General features: G+C 68.3%; 15 protein-coding genes. 7 read left to right on the top strand and 8 right to left on the bottom strand.

The genetic code is table 11. From position 1 onward, the window contains the following. Window positions 1–145: 145 nt before the first annotated feature. The 3 genes from ACFHWU_RS27330 to ACFHWU_RS27320 form a co-directional block, all read right to left on the bottom strand. Complete coding sequence (locus ACFHWU_RS27330; RefSeq protein ID WP_416592054.1) at window positions 146–1504, bottom strand: hypothetical protein; 1359 nt, start codon at window positions 1502–1504, stop codon at window positions 146–148. Between the two features lie 401 nt (window positions 1505–1905). Then, window positions 1906–2856: an FAD-dependent oxidoreductase gene (locus ACFHWU_RS27325; RefSeq protein ID WP_416592053.1), complete on the bottom strand. Its 951-nt coding sequence runs from the start codon at window positions 2854–2856 to the stop codon at window positions 1906–1908. Between the two features lie 135 nt (window positions 2857–2991). Then, window positions 2992–4296 (bottom strand): carph-isopro domain-containing protein, encoded by a 1305-nt coding sequence (locus tag ACFHWU_RS27320; protein ID WP_416592052.1) that lies wholly within the window; start codon window positions 4294–4296, stop codon window positions 2992–2994. A 222-nt stretch (window positions 4297–4518) separates the two neighbouring features. Between ACFHWU_RS27320 and ACFHWU_RS27315 the strand changes: the two genes are divergently transcribed. Together ACFHWU_RS27315 and ACFHWU_RS27310 are read left to right on the top strand one after the other, a co-directional pair. After that, entirely contained in the window at window positions 4519–5418 is a 900-nt protein-coding gene (locus ACFHWU_RS27315) for a radical SAM protein (RefSeq protein ID WP_416592051.1), read from the top strand. Between the two features lie 18 nt (window positions 5419–5436). Continuing rightward, window positions 5437–6687 carry a methionine adenosyltransferase gene (locus tag ACFHWU_RS27310; protein ID WP_416592050.1) on the top strand — a complete coding sequence of 417 codons (1251 nt, stop codon included), beginning with the start codon at window positions 5437–5439 and terminating at the stop codon, window positions 6685–6687. An 80-nt stretch (window positions 6688–6767) separates the two neighbouring features. Here the strand turns inward: ACFHWU_RS27310 and ACFHWU_RS27305 are convergent, their stop codons facing one another. Continuing rightward, the gene (locus tag ACFHWU_RS27305) at window positions 6768–6965 is read right to left on the bottom strand and encodes a hypothetical protein (RefSeq protein WP_416592049.1); all 198 of its coding nucleotides are present in this window, start codon (window positions 6963–6965) and stop codon (window positions 6768–6770) included. Between the two features lie 4 nt (window positions 6966–6969). Between ACFHWU_RS27305 and ACFHWU_RS27300 the strand changes: the two genes are divergently transcribed. Genes ACFHWU_RS27300 through ACFHWU_RS27280 form a run of 5 tightly spaced genes read left to right on the top strand, consistent with a single transcriptional unit; the run spans window position 6970 to window position 11044 of the window. After that, window positions 6970–7329, top strand: coding sequence for a hypothetical protein (locus ACFHWU_RS27300; RefSeq protein WP_416592048.1), 360 nt, complete (start codon window positions 6970–6972; stop codon window positions 7327–7329). Beyond that, a complete protein-coding gene (locus ACFHWU_RS27295; protein WP_416592047.1) occupies window positions 7329–8087 on the top strand; it encodes a phytanoyl-CoA dioxygenase family protein in 759 nt (252 codons plus the stop codon). The genes ACFHWU_RS27300 and ACFHWU_RS27295 overlap by 1 nt, the downstream gene beginning before the upstream one ends. Continuing rightward, on the top strand, window positions 8084–9067 hold the full coding sequence (locus ACFHWU_RS27290) for an NAD-dependent epimerase/dehydratase family protein (protein ID WP_416592046.1): 984 nt from the start codon (window positions 8084–8086) through the stop codon (window positions 9065–9067). Before ACFHWU_RS27295 ends, ACFHWU_RS27290 begins: the two co-directional genes overlap by 4 nt. A gap of 4 nt (window positions 9068–9071) precedes the next feature. Beyond that, window positions 9072–9695, top strand: a complete 624-nt coding sequence (locus ACFHWU_RS27285) for an FkbM family methyltransferase (RefSeq protein ID WP_416592045.1) — start codon at window positions 9072–9074, stop codon at window positions 9693–9695. Beyond that, window positions 9692–11044 carry a hypothetical protein gene (locus ACFHWU_RS27280; protein ID WP_416592044.1) on the top strand — a complete coding sequence of 451 codons (1353 nt, stop codon included), beginning with the start codon at window positions 9692–9694 and terminating at the stop codon, window positions 11042–11044. The genes ACFHWU_RS27285 and ACFHWU_RS27280 overlap by 4 nt, the downstream gene beginning before the upstream one ends. A gap of 13 nt (window positions 11045–11057) precedes the next feature. Here the strand turns inward: ACFHWU_RS27280 and argS are convergent, their stop codons facing one another. The 4 genes from argS to ACFHWU_RS27260 all read right to left on the bottom strand — a co-directional run bounded on the left by argS (window position 11058) and on the right by ACFHWU_RS27260 (window position 15589). Then, window positions 11058–12776 (bottom strand): arginine--tRNA ligase, encoded by a 1719-nt coding sequence (gene argS, locus ACFHWU_RS27275; RefSeq protein WP_416592043.1) that lies wholly within the window; start codon window positions 12774–12776, stop codon window positions 11058–11060. 128 nt (window positions 12777–12904) lie between these two features. After that, the gene (gene gltX, locus ACFHWU_RS27270) at window positions 12905–14308 is read right to left on the bottom strand and encodes a glutamate--tRNA ligase (protein ID WP_416592042.1); all 1404 of its coding nucleotides are present in this window, start codon (window positions 14306–14308) and stop codon (window positions 12905–12907) included. Between the two features lie 121 nt (window positions 14309–14429). Then, the gene (locus ACFHWU_RS27265; protein ID WP_416592041.1) at window positions 14430–15056 is read right to left on the bottom strand and encodes a hypothetical protein; all 627 of its coding nucleotides are present in this window, start codon (window positions 15054–15056) and stop codon (window positions 14430–14432) included. 116 nt (window positions 15057–15172) lie between these two features. Then, on the bottom strand, window positions 15173–15589 hold the full coding sequence (locus ACFHWU_RS27260) for a hypothetical protein (RefSeq protein WP_416592040.1): 417 nt from the start codon (window positions 15587–15589) through the stop codon (window positions 15173–15175). Between the last annotated feature and the right edge of the window lie 57 nt (window positions 15590–15646).

Below are 15646 nucleotides of genomic sequence, written 5' to 3'. Positions count from 1 at the left end.
GCCATCGACATCATCACAAACACTTGCTAACCATCCACCCGCCCTAACCGAGCGGCGTTGGCCCTAGCCTAGGGCTGCCGTGCGACGCCCGTCGGACCGCGCCCGCCTCGGCGCGTTGAGCTGCCGTTCGTCGTGTCTACGCCGGTCAGTTGTCCGGTGGCAGGACGAGGTCAAGGAACTCGGCGTAGGCGTTCTCGCCAGACAGTTTGCCGTCCAGGGCGAGAGCCTGGCGCAGAGAGAAGCCGGTAACCTCGGGCGGAATACCCAGCCCACGTTCGGCCTCGCCGACGATCTCCGCGACGACAGCCCGGGCCTGCTCGGGCTTGTGCTGGATCAACCAGTCGAGCATCCGGGCGATCGCATGATTGATCGGGTAACTCACCTTCTCGTTGCGCACCGTGCGCTGGCAGTCGGCGAGCTCGAACAACACGGCGGCGCGGATCGTCGCTCCGAGATCGCCGAGTGGGACGATCCGGTCGAGGCTGGCCACAGCGGTCCAGGCGACGTCGTGAGCGACGTCGCGCACCGCAGCCTTGGTACGCCAGCGCAGCGCGAACCTCTTGCGGTTTCGGTCTCGGTCCCATAGGTCGATGGCAAAGGCGTTGGTGAAGTAGTCCCACAGCCGGGCCACACCGACCGACAGGTTCTCGTGATCGCGGTCGGCCATGGTGCGGGCGACGCCGTCGCGGGAGCGGCGGCGGGTTTCGGCCCAGTCCTCGGCGACCGGTCGGGACCACATGCTGCGCCCACCGACGGTCGCCTGCGCCAGTGGCACGTCGCTCTCGCCTCGGGTCTGGTAGGCGCGCAGGGTGCTGGCGCCGATCCCGGCGATCTCGGCCAGCTCGGCCACGCCGAGGAGCTGGTCCGCCGCAAGTTCCGGAGCGGTGAGGTGCACGACGCAGCCTGCCAAGTGCCGCCCTGACCCGTGCCGCAGCGCCCATAGCGCGAGGTCGTCACGCCAGCGGCGCGAGGCGGCGGGCGTCATCGTGTCGGGGTCGAGATCAGTGATCGCCCACACCGCGCCCTTGTCGGGGTCGCCCTGTGGCAGGTCGGCGGCACTGATCGTCAACGCGGCCGGGACCGGCCGGTTGACGTAGATCTCCCGAGCCCGGTCGAACACCTGCGACGGCCGGTACCACGTCGTGCCGTCCCACCAATAGCCGCCGGCGCGGAACAGCAGCGCCTCGTCCTCGTAGGACATGTACGCGCTCACCACGTCCTCGTTGCGATAGAGCACCACCGACCGGCCGTGCTCGGGGTGCCATCGCACCACCCAGCCGAGATCCGGTCGCATGACGTCGTTCGTGAAGGCGACCCAGCCACCGTCCTTGCACGGATCCGTACGGCCCCAGGTTCCGTTGACGCCGGGCTTGCGGCCGATCGCTTCGATCGCGTCCGGGTCGTCCAGTGGCAGGTGGGAGTCGTCGACGAACGGCAGATCCGGAATCGGATGATCCGTTCGCAACCCGTTCCCCACCGCCATGTACTTGTACGACAGCGCCAAGGCTCAGTCCTCCAAGCAGGTTTGCTGTAGGTAACTACAGCGTACACGCGAAGAGGCTTGCAGCAACATCTATGAATGAACACGCAAAGCAGATAAAGCAAGGTTTTTTTTCCTGGTCCAGTTAAGTCACACGTACTGGTTCCGCCTCACGCCGGCCGGTCAGCGACAGCGTTCACGGCTTAGCGACCTGGGTACCGATCTCCGGACGGTGCGCGGGGGGGTCGTCGGCGTCCCTCGTCGTAGTTCGGGTGCGCGCCAAGCCGCGTCCGACATCCGCCGATTGCCGGCCCGCGCCGACTACCCGCCGGGCAACGGGCATGCCGCCGTCGACTTGGTCGTCCGCCAGACGGAGACCGTTGTGAACGGGTGGGGCTCCCAGAAGCAAGCTTCGTATCAGACCATCAGATTTGACGTGCGATCCCGAAGGCGCAGCCCCAGGAGACGGTCACGCCGGCTCCGCCGTGGCCATAGTTGTGGATCACGCGGGCCCCATACAGCTGTTGCTCCTCAACACGGACGTACGGCCGGGTAGGGCGGAGGCCGATTCTGTGCTCGATGACCTGGGCGTTACGCAGGCGAGGCTCGACCTCGGCGCAGCGGGCGATGATCGCGGCGGCGATGTCCGGATCTGGTTCTCGGCTCCAGTCGCCAGGTTGAGCGGTGCCGCCGAGGACCAGGGTCTCGCCCTGCGGGTAGAAGTGCAGCAGGTCCGGTGAGAGCGCGGTGTCTTCAGAGAAAAACTCGGTGATGCCGGGATTCTCGACCACGACGAGCTGCCCGCGGATCGGGGTTAGCTCCGGGTCGGGCACGAGGTCACGTGCATCCATTCCGGAGCAGTTGACGATCACTGGGGCAACATCAACGGTCTCATCGAGTGAGTCGATGCGGCGAATCGCGATCTCGCCGCCAGCTGCCTCCAGCCGCTGTCGCAGGTAGCCGAGGTAGACCGGCATGTCGACCAGCGGCGCGGTGTATCGCCAGCCGGTGGCGAAGCCGTCCGGTAGTTCGCTCGGCTTGCACATCCGGAACCCGTCGAGCTGGTTGCCCCACTCCGGCGGTTCGGCGGGCTTGCGGGATGCCTCGATGCCGGAGACGAGCCGTACGCCGGTCGTCGGGTCTGTGGCGAGCTGTCGCAGGACCTCCAGTGTCTGGGCGCTCCAGATGCGGACCCGGTCGACGGGTTCGACGAGGTAGGGACCCCACATCGCTCCGGCGGCGTGGGAGGTGGTTTGCTCGGGTGGCTCGGCTGCCCAGATCTTGACCCGTAGTCCGGCTTCGGCGAGGCAGATGGCGGTGGTGAGGCCGGAGACGCCGGCGCCGATGACCAGGGCGTCGAGATCGGTGCGGGCCATCGTTTGACCGTAGTGTCAGGCGGGTTGGCGCGCGAGCGCGTTCTCAAGGTCGGGGAGCAGGTCGGCGACGCTGTGGTTTCGCTTCCGTCGGCGGAGTTCCTGCGCGAGTGTGCTGAGCAGGGCGGTGCTGCGGGGTTAGCGGACCTGTTCGAGCCGGGGTAGGGCCATCCGGGTTACGGCGCAGGCGTCGTCGAGTTTGCCGTGGGCGGTGTAGCCGAGGGCGAGCCAGGCTCCTTCGTAGAGGGCGCGTCGCTGGTAGGGGACGTCTGGTCGGCGGGCGTAGGCGCCGGTGCGTAGGAGCGTTTCGCCTTTGCGGAGCAGGGCTCGTCCGTCGGTTCCTCTGCCGTTGGCTACTACTTGTCGTCCGGCGAGGATCATGGCGTAGCCGGCCTGGCAGTCGAGGTGGTTCGGGGTGAGGTAGTACATCCATTCTGGGTCGCGGTCGGGATGCCGTTTCGCGAGCTGGTCGTGGGACTCGGCCCAGGTGCGTTCGCACTGGTCGACGCGTCCGGCGGCGGCGTGGGCGTACGCGAGGCGCGACAGCACGGACGCCTGGACGGTCGCGGCGGACCGGTCGGAGATCCGGCGAGCGGCATTGCCGAGGCGCAGGCCGTCGTCGGTGTCGCCGAGTGAGGCGGCCTGGAATGACAGGTCGGCGAGGATGTGCGCTTCCATGGATCGGTATCCGGCGTCGTGCGCGGCACGCAGCCCGGTGAAGTAATACCGCTGGGCAAGCCCTTGCTGTCCGGCGTCGAACGCCTTCCACCCAGCAAGTTGAGCGAGGTCGGCGAGGGCGACCAGGAGCCGGCGGCTCGTGACGTCGGTGTGGCCACCGTCGCGGAGTACGAGCAGGACTGCGCGGACCTGGGCACCGACGTAGCCGAGGCCGGCCGCGCCGCCGCGCTCGTCGTCGAGTAGTTGCAGGCGCGGCACGCTGGCTTCGATCTGTTCGACGAGTGGATCGTCCGGTGTCGCGGTCGGGAGCGTGGTCCCGCCGGCCGGAAGGTGTACGTCGAGGTAGATGTTCACTGCCTGGGCGAGGGCGGCCCCGGAGACTGCGAGGAACATTCGCCTGTCCACCAGTCCTCCCAACAGCCAGTCCTCTGCGACCAGCATGGTGCTCGCGAGGTTCCACGATCCGTTCATGCCGGTGCTGGCCGCCATCACCAGCGTGCCATCTGCGGCGGCGGGCTGCCCGTGCCAAAGGTCCCCTGCGGTCACGATGCGGCCGAGGCGGCGGGAGATGACGTAGGCGGTCAGTGCCGGTAGTGGCGGGCGTGGGACGCCGCCGGCGTCGCGCCAGTGGTAGGGCGCGGTTTCGGCGAGGGTGCCGGGTCCGAACAGCCGGTTGATCTCCCGGGCGAGAGTGCGCGGGGTGAGGCCGGCTTCGGCCATGTGCGCGGCGAGGGCTTGGTTGGTGCGGTCGGGTAGCGATCCCATCGGCTCCTCCGCAGGGGTCAACCGACGGTACCGCGAAGCCGCCAGATCATGTGTCCGCTGTGGCCAATGCAAGTTGACGCTCTTGACGCGTTCATCCCCTGCCTCGGCGGTACCGGTTCGCGGTCTGCTGGATGCGTCCCCGCCGGCGTACCGCCGAGAAGGGCTGCGCCGGCGGGTGAACACCTCGACGGGCGAGCGGAGGACCTGATGCGCACTTCGGCGATGACCCAGACCAAGCCTCCATGGGACTGGGAGTTCGACTGGCACCTGACGAACCGTTGCAACTTCTTCTGCGAGTACTGCCACCCGCAGATCCGTTTCGTGCTCAACCGCAAGCACCTAGACGAGCCGACCCCGGACCTGGTAGTCCGTCGCTTCGACGAGCTGGGCAAGGTGTGCCTGGTGCACATGTCCGGTGGGGAGCCGTTCATGTTCCCCGGGTTCGTCGAACTGTGCCGAGGGCTGGCCGACAACCACTTCATCAGCATCAACACCAACCTCGCCTCCGACGACATCGCGGAATTCGCCGACCGTGTCCCGGCCGGCCGGGTGGCGAAGATCGTCGCCGCGATCCACCAGCCCGAACGCGAGCTGCGCGGGCTGGAACTCGACGCCTACGCCCGCAACTACCTGATCCTGCGGCGCGGCGGATTCGACGTGACCGCCCTGTACGTGCTGTATCCGCCGCTGCTCGGTCGGTTCGCCGCCGACCTGGATCGGTTGCGTGAGCTGGGCGTGGACCACATCCGAGCCAAGGTGTTCAAGGGCGTACACGAGGGCATCCGCTACCCGGAGGGCTACACCGACGAGCAGAAGGCATTGGTGCTGGCCAACTCCGGCGAGTACGTCTTCAACCGGCCCTACCTCGACGGCATGCTCTCCTTCCGAGGCCAGGCGTGCACCGCCGGTGTCACCTCGTTCAAGGTCACCGTCACCGGTGACGTACGCCGATGCGCTTCCGTGCCTACCGGCTACGGGAATCTCTACGACGGCACCTTCCGGCCTGCCGACGTCAACGATCCGTGCCCCGCCAAGCGGGTGCTGGTCCTGTCGCAGTGCCTGTCCTACCTCGTCGATCCTCCGGTCCGCCCCGAGTCGGGCGTCGACTCGGACGACCGCTGACCACGAAGGGCGTTCCCCATGCAGATCTCGATTCGTCACGCCTGCGTCGACCCGGACGACCAGCCGTTCGACGTCGCCGAACGCAAGGGCGTCGGCCACCCGGACAGCCTCGCCGACCTGGTCGCCGACGCCTTTTCCCAGCGCTACTCATCCTGGTGCCTGCGCGAGTTCGGAGCCATCCCCAACCACTGGGTCGACAAGGTCAACCTCGTCGGTGCCGCAGCCGACGTCCGCTTCGGCGGCTTCGACATCCTCAAGCCAGCCGACTGCTACCTCTTCGGCAAGATCACCGATCAGGTCGGTGACACGCAGGTGCCCATTGAGGACATCTTCCGGGCAGTCGTCCTCGACATCCTCCCGACCGCACTCGGCGACTACCGCATCCTCGAACACCTACGCCTGCACATCAACAACACGCGCGGCACCGCCGTCGACCATGACCCGAGGTTCTACCGCCCGGACGAGGCATTGGACATCAACGCCGTGCTTGCGACCGAGTCCGTCGCCAACGACACCGTCGTCTGCGTCGGCGCCGGCCGACGCGGACTCGCCGCCGACCTTGCGATACGGCTGGAACGACGGCTCACCAGCGAGGGATTCCGGCAGGTCGTGCCGGGCGCCGGCACCGATGTGAAGGTCATGGTGGTCCGGATCGGGTCGGCGCTGGAGGTCACGGCCGCTGTGCCGTTCCATCCCGAACTGGTCGGCTCCTGGACGACATACCGCACAGCACTCGCCGAGGCGCAAAGTACGGTCTCCGCCGAGTTGAAGTCTCTGCTCGACCAGGATCCCCGGTCCCGGACCGTGACCGGCCTGTCGCTGCATCTCAACACGAAGGATGTGCCGGGCCGCGGCTACCTGGCGCCGTTCGGCACGTCGCTGGGCAAGGGCGACTGCGGTGCGGTCGGGCGAGGCAACCGGTACAGCGGAGCCATTGAGCCGCTGCGCCCGGCAAGCGGCGAGGCGCCTGCCGGCAAGAACCCGGTTCACCACGCCGGCAAGATCTACACCGCGCTCGCTGCCGAGGCCGCCGAGCGGGTGCTGGCCGAAACCTCCGTGTACGCCGAGGTCACCATCGCCGCCCGCAACGGCGGCCAGCTCGACGATCCGGCACACGTCCTGGTTTCAGTGGACCGCAAGGTCGACGCCGCGACTGTGGCCGAGATCGAAGAGGCGGTGCGCCGTGCCGTCGCCGGGGCTGCCACCTTCGCCTCACGGTTCCTCGCAGCCGAGCCGCTGGCCCGGTTCCGCAACGGAGTCCCGCTATGACCACGAAGGCACTGTCCGATGCGCACGTGATGCACCTCGCCGCTCTCCGCGCCCAGTCTGCGGTGATCGACGCGGAAGGCCTACGCATCGGCTCGCAGTATGTGATGTTCTTCGCCGAGGCCGACCTGATGCGCGAGCACGTCACCCGCCTCACCGAGGGGTTCACCCGCCCCAACGTGTTGGAGGTCGGGCTCGGCCTCGGCGTGTTCGCCACCCAGCTCCTGGAGCGTGAGGTCGGTTCGTTCACGGCGATCGAACCTCACCCAGAGGTCGCGCACCTGGGTGGTCGACGCCTTCGACGTGCCGGTGCGGGTGCTCGTCGACCCGTGGCAGCTGGTGACACTGCCAACCGACGCCTTCGACGCGATCATGTACGACACCTGGCCGCCTGACGGACACGCCGACTCCGACTTCGCCGAGTTCGTCGCCCACGTCGCGATGCGCTGCCTCCGCCCGGGCGGCCGGTTCAGCTTCTTCCACAGCGGCACCTCGATCGGCCCGGCCCGCCGTGCGGTCCTCGACCGGCACTTCGCGAAGTGGACCGCCTACCCGCACACCATGCCGGCAGAGCAGACCCCACCGCACTGGACCAAACCCAGCCGCGACTTCCTCGTCCCGATCGCCACGAAAGGCGGCGCCTGATGACCTCTCCGATCGCGCCGGCGGTCTCCGCACAGCAGATCGACCGGTTCGCCTCCCACGGTCACCTCGTCCTGCCGGACCTGGTCCCGCCCGCCACTATCCAGAAGCTCCGCGCCGAGGCCGACACGCTCCTGTGGGACCGGCTTGCCCGGATGGTCGCCAGCAGGACGCTCGACCCGCGCGTCACCTGGTGGCGTCTCGCCAGCGGTGTGCCGTACGTCCTCAAGGTCAAACCGGTGGTCGACCTGTCCCCAGCCGCCACGGCGATGGCGGACAGCCTCGCGTTGCGTGGTGTCGTCGCCGACCTGCTCGGCGCGCCACCGAAGCTGATGGACAACAAGCTCATGTACAAGCAGACCGTCGACATCACCGCCGGATGGGCGACGCTTCCGGTACTCGGTGAAGAGGTCCGCAAGCACACCGACGCCGCCTACTACGCGACACGCGGCTACCCGCGAGTGCTCACCGTCGCCGTCTGCCTCGACCCCTGCACCGAAACGGCCGGTGCGCTGCGGGTCTGGCCCGGCAGCCACCGCCACACCATCACGATGATCCCGACCGACAACCAGGGTCCCGTCGTACCCGACACCGCCGCACCCGACGAGGCAGCCCTGACCCTGGTCGCCGAACCCGGCTCGGTGTTGATCTGGGATGCCGCCCTGGTCCACGCCAGCGGACCCAACACCTCCGGCCGCCTACGTCGACTGCTCGTGCTCGGCTACAGCCCCGCCCACCCTGGCAACGGGGAGCCGCGATGAAGATCCTCGTGCTCGGCGGCACCCGATTCGTCGGCCGGCACATCGTGGAGGAATGCCTCCGACGCGGAGACGACGTCACCGTGCTCTACCGGGGCCGCTCCCCGTCACCCTTCGCCGGCATCGCCCGCCACGTCCTGACCGACCGACGCGCGCCAACCGTCGAAGCCGCCGCCGTCCTCGCCGAACCGTGGGACGCGGTCATCGACACCAGCGCCCGCGACGTCGACGACCTGAGCCCCGTGCTGCCCCTGCTCGGCGACGTCGGTCAATACACCTTGCTTTCCACCTGCGGGGTGTATCGCAGAGCGCCCAGTCGATACGGTCTGACCGAACGGGCAGCCACGATCCCAGCTGACGCCTCCCACCCGGTACGTGCATCCGCGACCCGCAAACTGCGCTGTGAGCGATACGTCCGGCGTCGCCTCGACCGGATCAACGGACCCTTGCTGATCGCCCGCCTCGGCCTGGTCATCGGCCGGTACGACGACAGCGATCGCCTCGCCTACTGGCTGGAACGCGCCCTGCGCGGCGGCGACGTCCTGGTCCCGATGGATGACCGACAGGCCATCCAACTCATCGACGCCACTGACGTCGCCCACTTTCTGCGCGACGCCGTCGACCATAAACTCACCGGCGTCGTCAACGTCGCCGGTGCCCGAACCGACGCCCGGACCCTGGTGGACACGGTCCTGACCCGCGCCGGCCGCGCCGTCACCCCCTGCCGGGTGGGCGAGGACTTCGCCCTTACCCACCGCCTACAGCCATGGACCGAAATCCCACTATGGCTACCCGCCAGCAGCCCCGAACTGGCGCTCATGTCGGTCAACATCAGCCGCGCCACCGACGCCGGCCTCATCCTCCGGCCCCTTCCCGACAGCATCACCGACGCCCTCGGCTGGCAGGCGCTGCGGCGCGGCTGGTCACAGCGCTGGCTCGACCACGCCCGCGAGCGGGACCTGATCCAGCGGTGGCGGGGGTGACGACATGCTGCCCTACACCCAACCCGCGCCGTACCACTCCCAATGGGGCGAGGACCGCTGGCTCGCCGAGCACTACCATCTCCCGACGCACGGCGTCTTCGTCGACGTCGGCGCTGGCGACGGCGTGCACGGCAGCAACAGCCTCTACTTCGAAAACCGCGGCTGGCGCGGACTCTGCGTGGACGCCGACCCCCGCAACCACCCACGGCTCCGATGCCGCTGCTGCGCCGTGGACACGTGCGCCGTATCCGCCACCCCCGGCCTCTGGCCATTCGGCCTGTACGCCCACAAACCATCCTGGTCCGGTCTACAACGGCGCGGTACGGACTACCAAGAGATCCTCGTCGCGTGCCGCACCTTGGAAGACCTCCTCGGCCAGTGGTGCATCGACCAGATCGACCTGCTCAGCATCGACGTCGAAGGCACCGAACTCGACGTCTGGGACTCCTTCGACCACACCCGTCACCGGCCAGCCATCGTCATCGTCGAGTTCGACGACGACCACCCCGAGCGGCACCGCCGCACCATCCACCGCCATCTCGGCTCCGACACCTACGAACTGGTCCACGAGACACCAGCGAACCTGATCCTGCACCGAACAGACCGACCTTGGCGGCGACGCCGATGACCAGGCCCGGACTACCGATCAACCAGCTACTACCCGACGGCAAGGTCATCGTTGTCTGCGGACGCGCCGACGACGCGGCAGCCTGGCAGGATCTGCTCGGCCCAGCCCGGTGCCTCGCCCTCGCCCTGGACGACGCGCCACCCGAGACCCGCCGCCACGCACTGCCCGGCGCATCCAGCCACCTCGCCTGGCAGCACCACGCCATCGGCGGGCTCGACGGCTCCGGCTGGCTCGCCGGGCCGGCAGACGCCTTCGACCCCGACAACGCCGCAACGCTCGTCCTGCCCGACCCGCTCGATCCGCCGCATGCCGGCGTCCGTAGACGGATCGGGGTCAGGCAGCCCGCGTGGCGGCTCTTCGAAGACAAGACCGTCGTCGACACGCTCTGGGATGTTGCGGGTTTCCCCCGAGCACCGTCGGTCATCAGCGACGGCACCGCTGATCTCGCCACGCTGGGGGCGATCGTCGACCAAGGCACCGGAGTCGTCTGCTCCTGCCAGCCCGTCGGCGCCGGTCCGTCGGCCGGCGGCGACGGTATCTGGTGGTGGCGCGACGGTCCGCCACCGGCAACCATCCCCACGGCCAAGCCCCGAGCCTGGCGAGTCCGGCTGATGCCGCTGCTCGAAGGCGTCCCTTTCCGCCTGCACGGGCTGGCCCTCGCCACCAGGGTCATCCCGTTCCCGCCCATGGAACTCGTGACACTTCCCCGAACTGGGCAGGGGAGCTTCCTGTGCGCTGGTGCTGTTCCCACCCTCGGGGACACCGCCGACCTCGTCGCCCAGACCGAACGGATCGGGGCCGGTCTACGCGAACGTCTCGGCTACCGGGGCGGCTTCTCCGTCGATGGCATCCTCACCGCCAGCGGCTTTCTCCCCACCGACCTCAACGCTCGACTCACTTCCGCTATGGAGGCGGCGCCCTCCACACGTCGAGTCCTGCTGCACGCGGTCAACCTCCTCGCGAGGGACGGGATCGAGCCCGACACCAGCGTTGTCGAACAGTTGGTGGCGGAGATCTTCGCCGCCGGTGCCACCTGCACGATCTTCGGCGCCGCAACAAGGGCCGACAAGAAGGCACCGCGGAAGGCGGCGGTCCGCTGGGATGGCAACCGACTGGTTTCCGACCCGAGCGGAGCCGACGGGACTCTCGTCGTTACCCCGTCCCCGCGCGGCTGGCTGCTGACCGCGACCCTTGCCACCGCCCGCCTGCCGGGTGGTGGCCGGGTCGGGCCCCTGGCACCCGAGGTCTTCCGAATCAGCGACGAGGTTCTCGGCACCAATTTCGGCGACCTCGCACCGCCATTCGACACACAGCCGACCACCGGTCCGCCGGGAGCCCGGGCGGCGTAGGAGACGCGATCAGCTACATGCGGTCCGGGGTGGCGATGCCTAGTAGGTGCAGGCCCTGGCGCAGGACACGGGCGGTGAGGTCACACAGCGCGAGGCGGCTGTCGCGTACCTCGTCTTCGGCGCGCAGCACCGGGCAGTGTTCGTAGAAGCCGCTGAAGGTGGCGGCGAGGGTGTGCAGGTAGCCGGCGAGCCGGTGGAACTCCAGGGTCTGTTCGACGCCGGTGACGACGGTGCCGAAGTTGGCCAGTTCGAGGGCGAGGGCGTGTTCGGCCGGGTGCACGACCATGATCGGGGTCGCGGTGGGCTGCTCGATCCCGGCGCGGCGGAAGATGGACCGGATCCGGGCGTGGGCGTACTGCAGGTACGGGGCGGTGTTGCCGTCAAGGGACAGCATCCGCTGCCAGTCGAAGACGTAGTCCTTGATCCGGTCGGTGGACAGGTCGGCGTACTTGATGGCGCCGATGCCGACCGCGCGGGCGACCTCAGCGATTTCCGCCTCAGGCAGGTCGGGGTTCTTCTGCCGGGCCAGTTCGGCGGCCCGGGTCACCGCCTCGTCGAGCAGTCCGACGAGTTTGATCGAGCCACCGGCGCGGCTGCGCAGCATCTTGCCGTCGGAGCCGAGGATCGAGCCGAAGCCGATGTGTTCGGCCACGGCCGGCGGGCTCAGCCAGCCGGCCTGCCGGGCGACCGTGTACACCATTTCGAAGTGTTGCCGTTGCGGTAGGCCCACGACGTAGAGCAGCCGGGTGGCGCCAAGGTCACGGGTCCGGTGGCGGATCGCCGCGAGGTCGGTGGCGCCGTAGCCGTACCCGCCGTCGCGTTTACGCACGATGATCGGCAGCGGTTGCCCGTCGCGGCCCGTGAAGCCGTCGGGGAAGACGCAGGCGGCGTCGCCGCTGTCGCGCAGCAGCCCGAGCCGGTCCAGTTCGTCGGTCACCGAGGCGAGCAGGTCGTTGTAGTAGCTCTCGCCGTAGAAGTCCTTGTCGGTGAGTAGGACGCCGAGCTGGTCGTAGACGGTGAGGAAGTACTTCTCCGACTCGGCGACGAGCATCCGCCACAGCCGCAGGGTCTGCTCGTCGCCGCTCTGCAGGGCGACCACCCGCAGCCGGGCCCGTTGCTTGAACGCGTCGTCGGCGTCGAACTTGACCCTGGCCGCCTTGTAGAACGAGTCCAGGTCACCGACGGACAACTCGTGGGCGGCCTCCGACTCGCCCAGGTCGAGCAGATGCTCGATCAGCATCCCGAACGGGGTGCCCCAGTCGCCCAGGTGGTTGGCCTTGATCACCCGGTGCCCGAGCCACTCCAGCAGCCGTACGGCGGCGTCACCGATCACCGTCGACCGCAGATGCCCCACGTGCATCTCCTTGGCCACGTTCGGTGCCGAGTAGTCGATGATCACTGTCTGCGGGTTGGTGCTGGGCGCGACGCCGAGCCGGGTGTCGGCGGCCATCGTCGACAGCAGTGTGCCGAGGGCCGGGTCGGCGACCGTCAGGTTGATGAACCCCGGACCGGACACCTCGACGACCGAGCAGAGGTCCGCCAACTCCGCCCGGCCGACGACGTCGGTGGCGATGTCCCGTGGTGGGCGGCCGAGCCGACGAGCCAAGGGCAGAGCGGCGTCGGACTGGAAATCGGCGTGCTGCGACCGCCGCACGACCGGATCGACCGGCCCGCCGGCCACCGCCGCAAACGCCTGCGCCAGCCGGTCGGCCAGCAGTTTCTCAAGACTCATCAGGTACGCCAATCATGCTCCGACCCGCCGCCGGTAGGGAGACAGGTCATCCGGGAAAGACTCGGGGAGCGGATCGATCGACGACCAGGGTGACCGGCGGGGTCGATCCGCCGGTCACAGAAAAGGGCTCAGCTCAGGCGGTCGAGTGCGGCTCGCAGGCGAGCCAAGGTTCGCTCACGTCCGAGGATCTCGAGCGACTCGAACAACGGCAGCCCGACGGTGCGGCCGGTCACCGCGACCCGGACCGGCGCCTGCGCCTTACCGAGCTTGAGTCCCCGCTCAGCACCGATGGTTTCCAGCGTCGACTTGAGCACCTCGGCCCGCCACTCGCACGTCCCGTACGCCTCAACCACAGCAGCCAGCAGCGCCTGGGCATCGGCCTTCATCGCCTTCGCCCACGCCGCCTCATCGGCGACCGGCTCATCGAGAAACAGAAAGTCGACCATCGGCACGATCTCCGACAGCAGCGCGATCCGGGTCTGCGCCAACTCGGCGACAGCGGCGAACGCGGTGGCGTCGTACGCCTCCGGCCGCCACGGCACGGACCCACCGGCCAGCCACGGCTGGCATGCCTCGATGAACGCCTCCACCGACAACGCCCGGATGTAGTCCCCGTTGAAGGCGCGGAGCTTCTTCACATCGAAGAACGCCGGCGACGGGTTGACGTCCTCCAGCCGGAACTCCGCCACGATGTCATCCCACGGCAGGATCTCCCGATCACCCGACGGTGCCCAGCCGAGCAACATCAGATAGTTACGCATCGCCTCGGCGAGATAGCCCTCGGCACGGAAATCCTCCAGAGCGACCCGGTCCCGGCGCTTGGACAGCTTCTGCCGCTTCTCGTTGACCAGGATCGGTGCGTGCACCCACACCGGCGGCCCAGCACCCAACGCCTCCCACAGCAACTGCTGCTTCGGCGCGTTCGGCAGGTGCTCCTCAGCCCGGATCACATGAGTCACGCCCATGACCATGTCATCGACCACGTTCGCCAACAGGAACACCGGCGACCCGTCGCCACGGGCGATCACGAAATCCTCGATCAGTGCGTTGTCGAAGGTTGGCTTGCCGCGCACCAGGTCGACGATCACGGTCGAGCCGTCGTCCGGCGTACGGAACCGCAACGCGCGACCTTCCCCAGCAGGCAGACCACGATCCCCGCAGAAGCCGTCGTAACCCTTGTGCTCGCTGCCCGTCCGAGCAATGACCTGATCCCGGGCGCAGTCGCAGTAGTACGCGCGCCCAGCGGCGAGCAGCCGGTCAATGGCCTCGCGGTGGTGCTGGGCATAGTCGGACTGGAACAGCGGGCCCTCGTACTCGCTCGGACCGATGCCGAGCCACTCCATCGCGTCGAGGATGCCCTGGACCCACTCCGGACGGTTCCGCGCCGCGTCCGTGTCCTCGATCCGCAGCACCATCGTCCCGCCCGACTGTCGGGCCAACACCCAGTTGAACAGGACAGACCGGGCATTGCCGACGTGGAACATCCCCGTCGGGGAAGGCGCGAAGCGCACACGGAGATCGGAACTGGCCACGGATAGCAGGCTACCGAACTACCGCCGCAGACCTTCACCGATATCCGGCTGGCCGCGCCCCGAGCCACAGCGATGCCCTGCTCGGCTCAGCGGACCGCCGCGCGCCCAGTCGGCCCTTCGGCTACTTGCGCCACCACGCGGCCTTGCCGCGCATGCCGTGGTGCCAGGTGTCGGCCTGAAGCCGGGCGTTGCCGGCGACCTGCTGGTCGCGTTGTGAGCGGTAATCGCGGTAAGGCTGGTGTGGGTTCCAGTCACCGATGAAGGGCCGTAAGTCGTCGGGCTCGGGCTCGATGTCGAAATCGATGCTGGCGAGGGCCTGGTCGCCGCAGGTGGGATCGAGGCGATCGGCTGCGGATCGTGCCCACATAATCCATCGGGTGCGGTTCTCCGAGCCGGCTGGTTCGTCGAGCACGGCTCGTTCGAGGGCGTCACAGAAGGCGCGGATCTCGCTGGCGGAGACCCAGGATTCGTAGGCCCGCCGGAACTCCTTCCCACGGAGAAGTTCGGCGGCCTGAGGGCGGGCCTCGTCGAGGGCAGCCTGCCAGCGGCGGCGCTCCTCAGCCCGCTTCCTTTCCTGCTCGGCGACGTACTCATCGTGGGCTCGCTGGGCGGCCAGCTTCGCTTCCTCATCGGCGACGATGCCGGCCTCGACATCGCGGATGATCCGAGGGAGGCGTTTCTCCAGTTTGGTGCGTTTGTCGTCGGTCCAGGTGCCCTTCATGTCCCAGCCGGCGCGGGCGATCTCCATCCGCAGACGGCCGGAGGCCACCCTGTCGGTCTTGGGAAGCACCAGCCACCGGTTGCGCCGCAGCTTCCGGGCCTCCTCGTCGGTAGGGACATGCGGGACTTCGTCGTACTCCTCAATCAGCCTGACCCTTCGACGGGTCTTGTCGATCTGTAGGTAAACGGAGGGTTCTTGGTCTTGGTGTTCACCCCGACCCGGTGGCCTCGTCGGCGGGCCTCGGCGGCGAGGCCACGGATCAGGTTCAGCGCCCTGGGGACGGATGCCGTCGTGACCTCCAGCCCGGCCGGGTTCTTGTCCAACGCGGCGAACACGAGGTCAGGATCAGTGGTGACGCGGCGGGTGTTGAGCCGAATCCGGTTCCAGTCCGTCTCGTCTGGGGCTTCGTCGTTGGACAGGCGGATGATCAAATCCCCGGCGGCGCGGCCAGTGTGCTTGAGGTGGAATCCAGCGGGTACGAGGTTGTGCTGCTTGGCCGCGTGGATGATCCGCCGATATAGGGCGCGCTCGTCGGGATCGGGACTCTCGACTAGTACCAACGCCGCTCGGTTAGGGCGGGTGGATGGTTAGCAAGTGTTTGTGATGATGTCGATGGC

It is taken from the genome of Micromonospora sp. LOL_015, assembly GCF_048060275.1.
GTDB lineage: Bacteria > Actinomycetota > Actinomycetes > Mycobacteriales > Micromonosporaceae > Micromonospora_E.
This window is presented reverse-complemented; position numbering and strand designations above follow the sequence as displayed.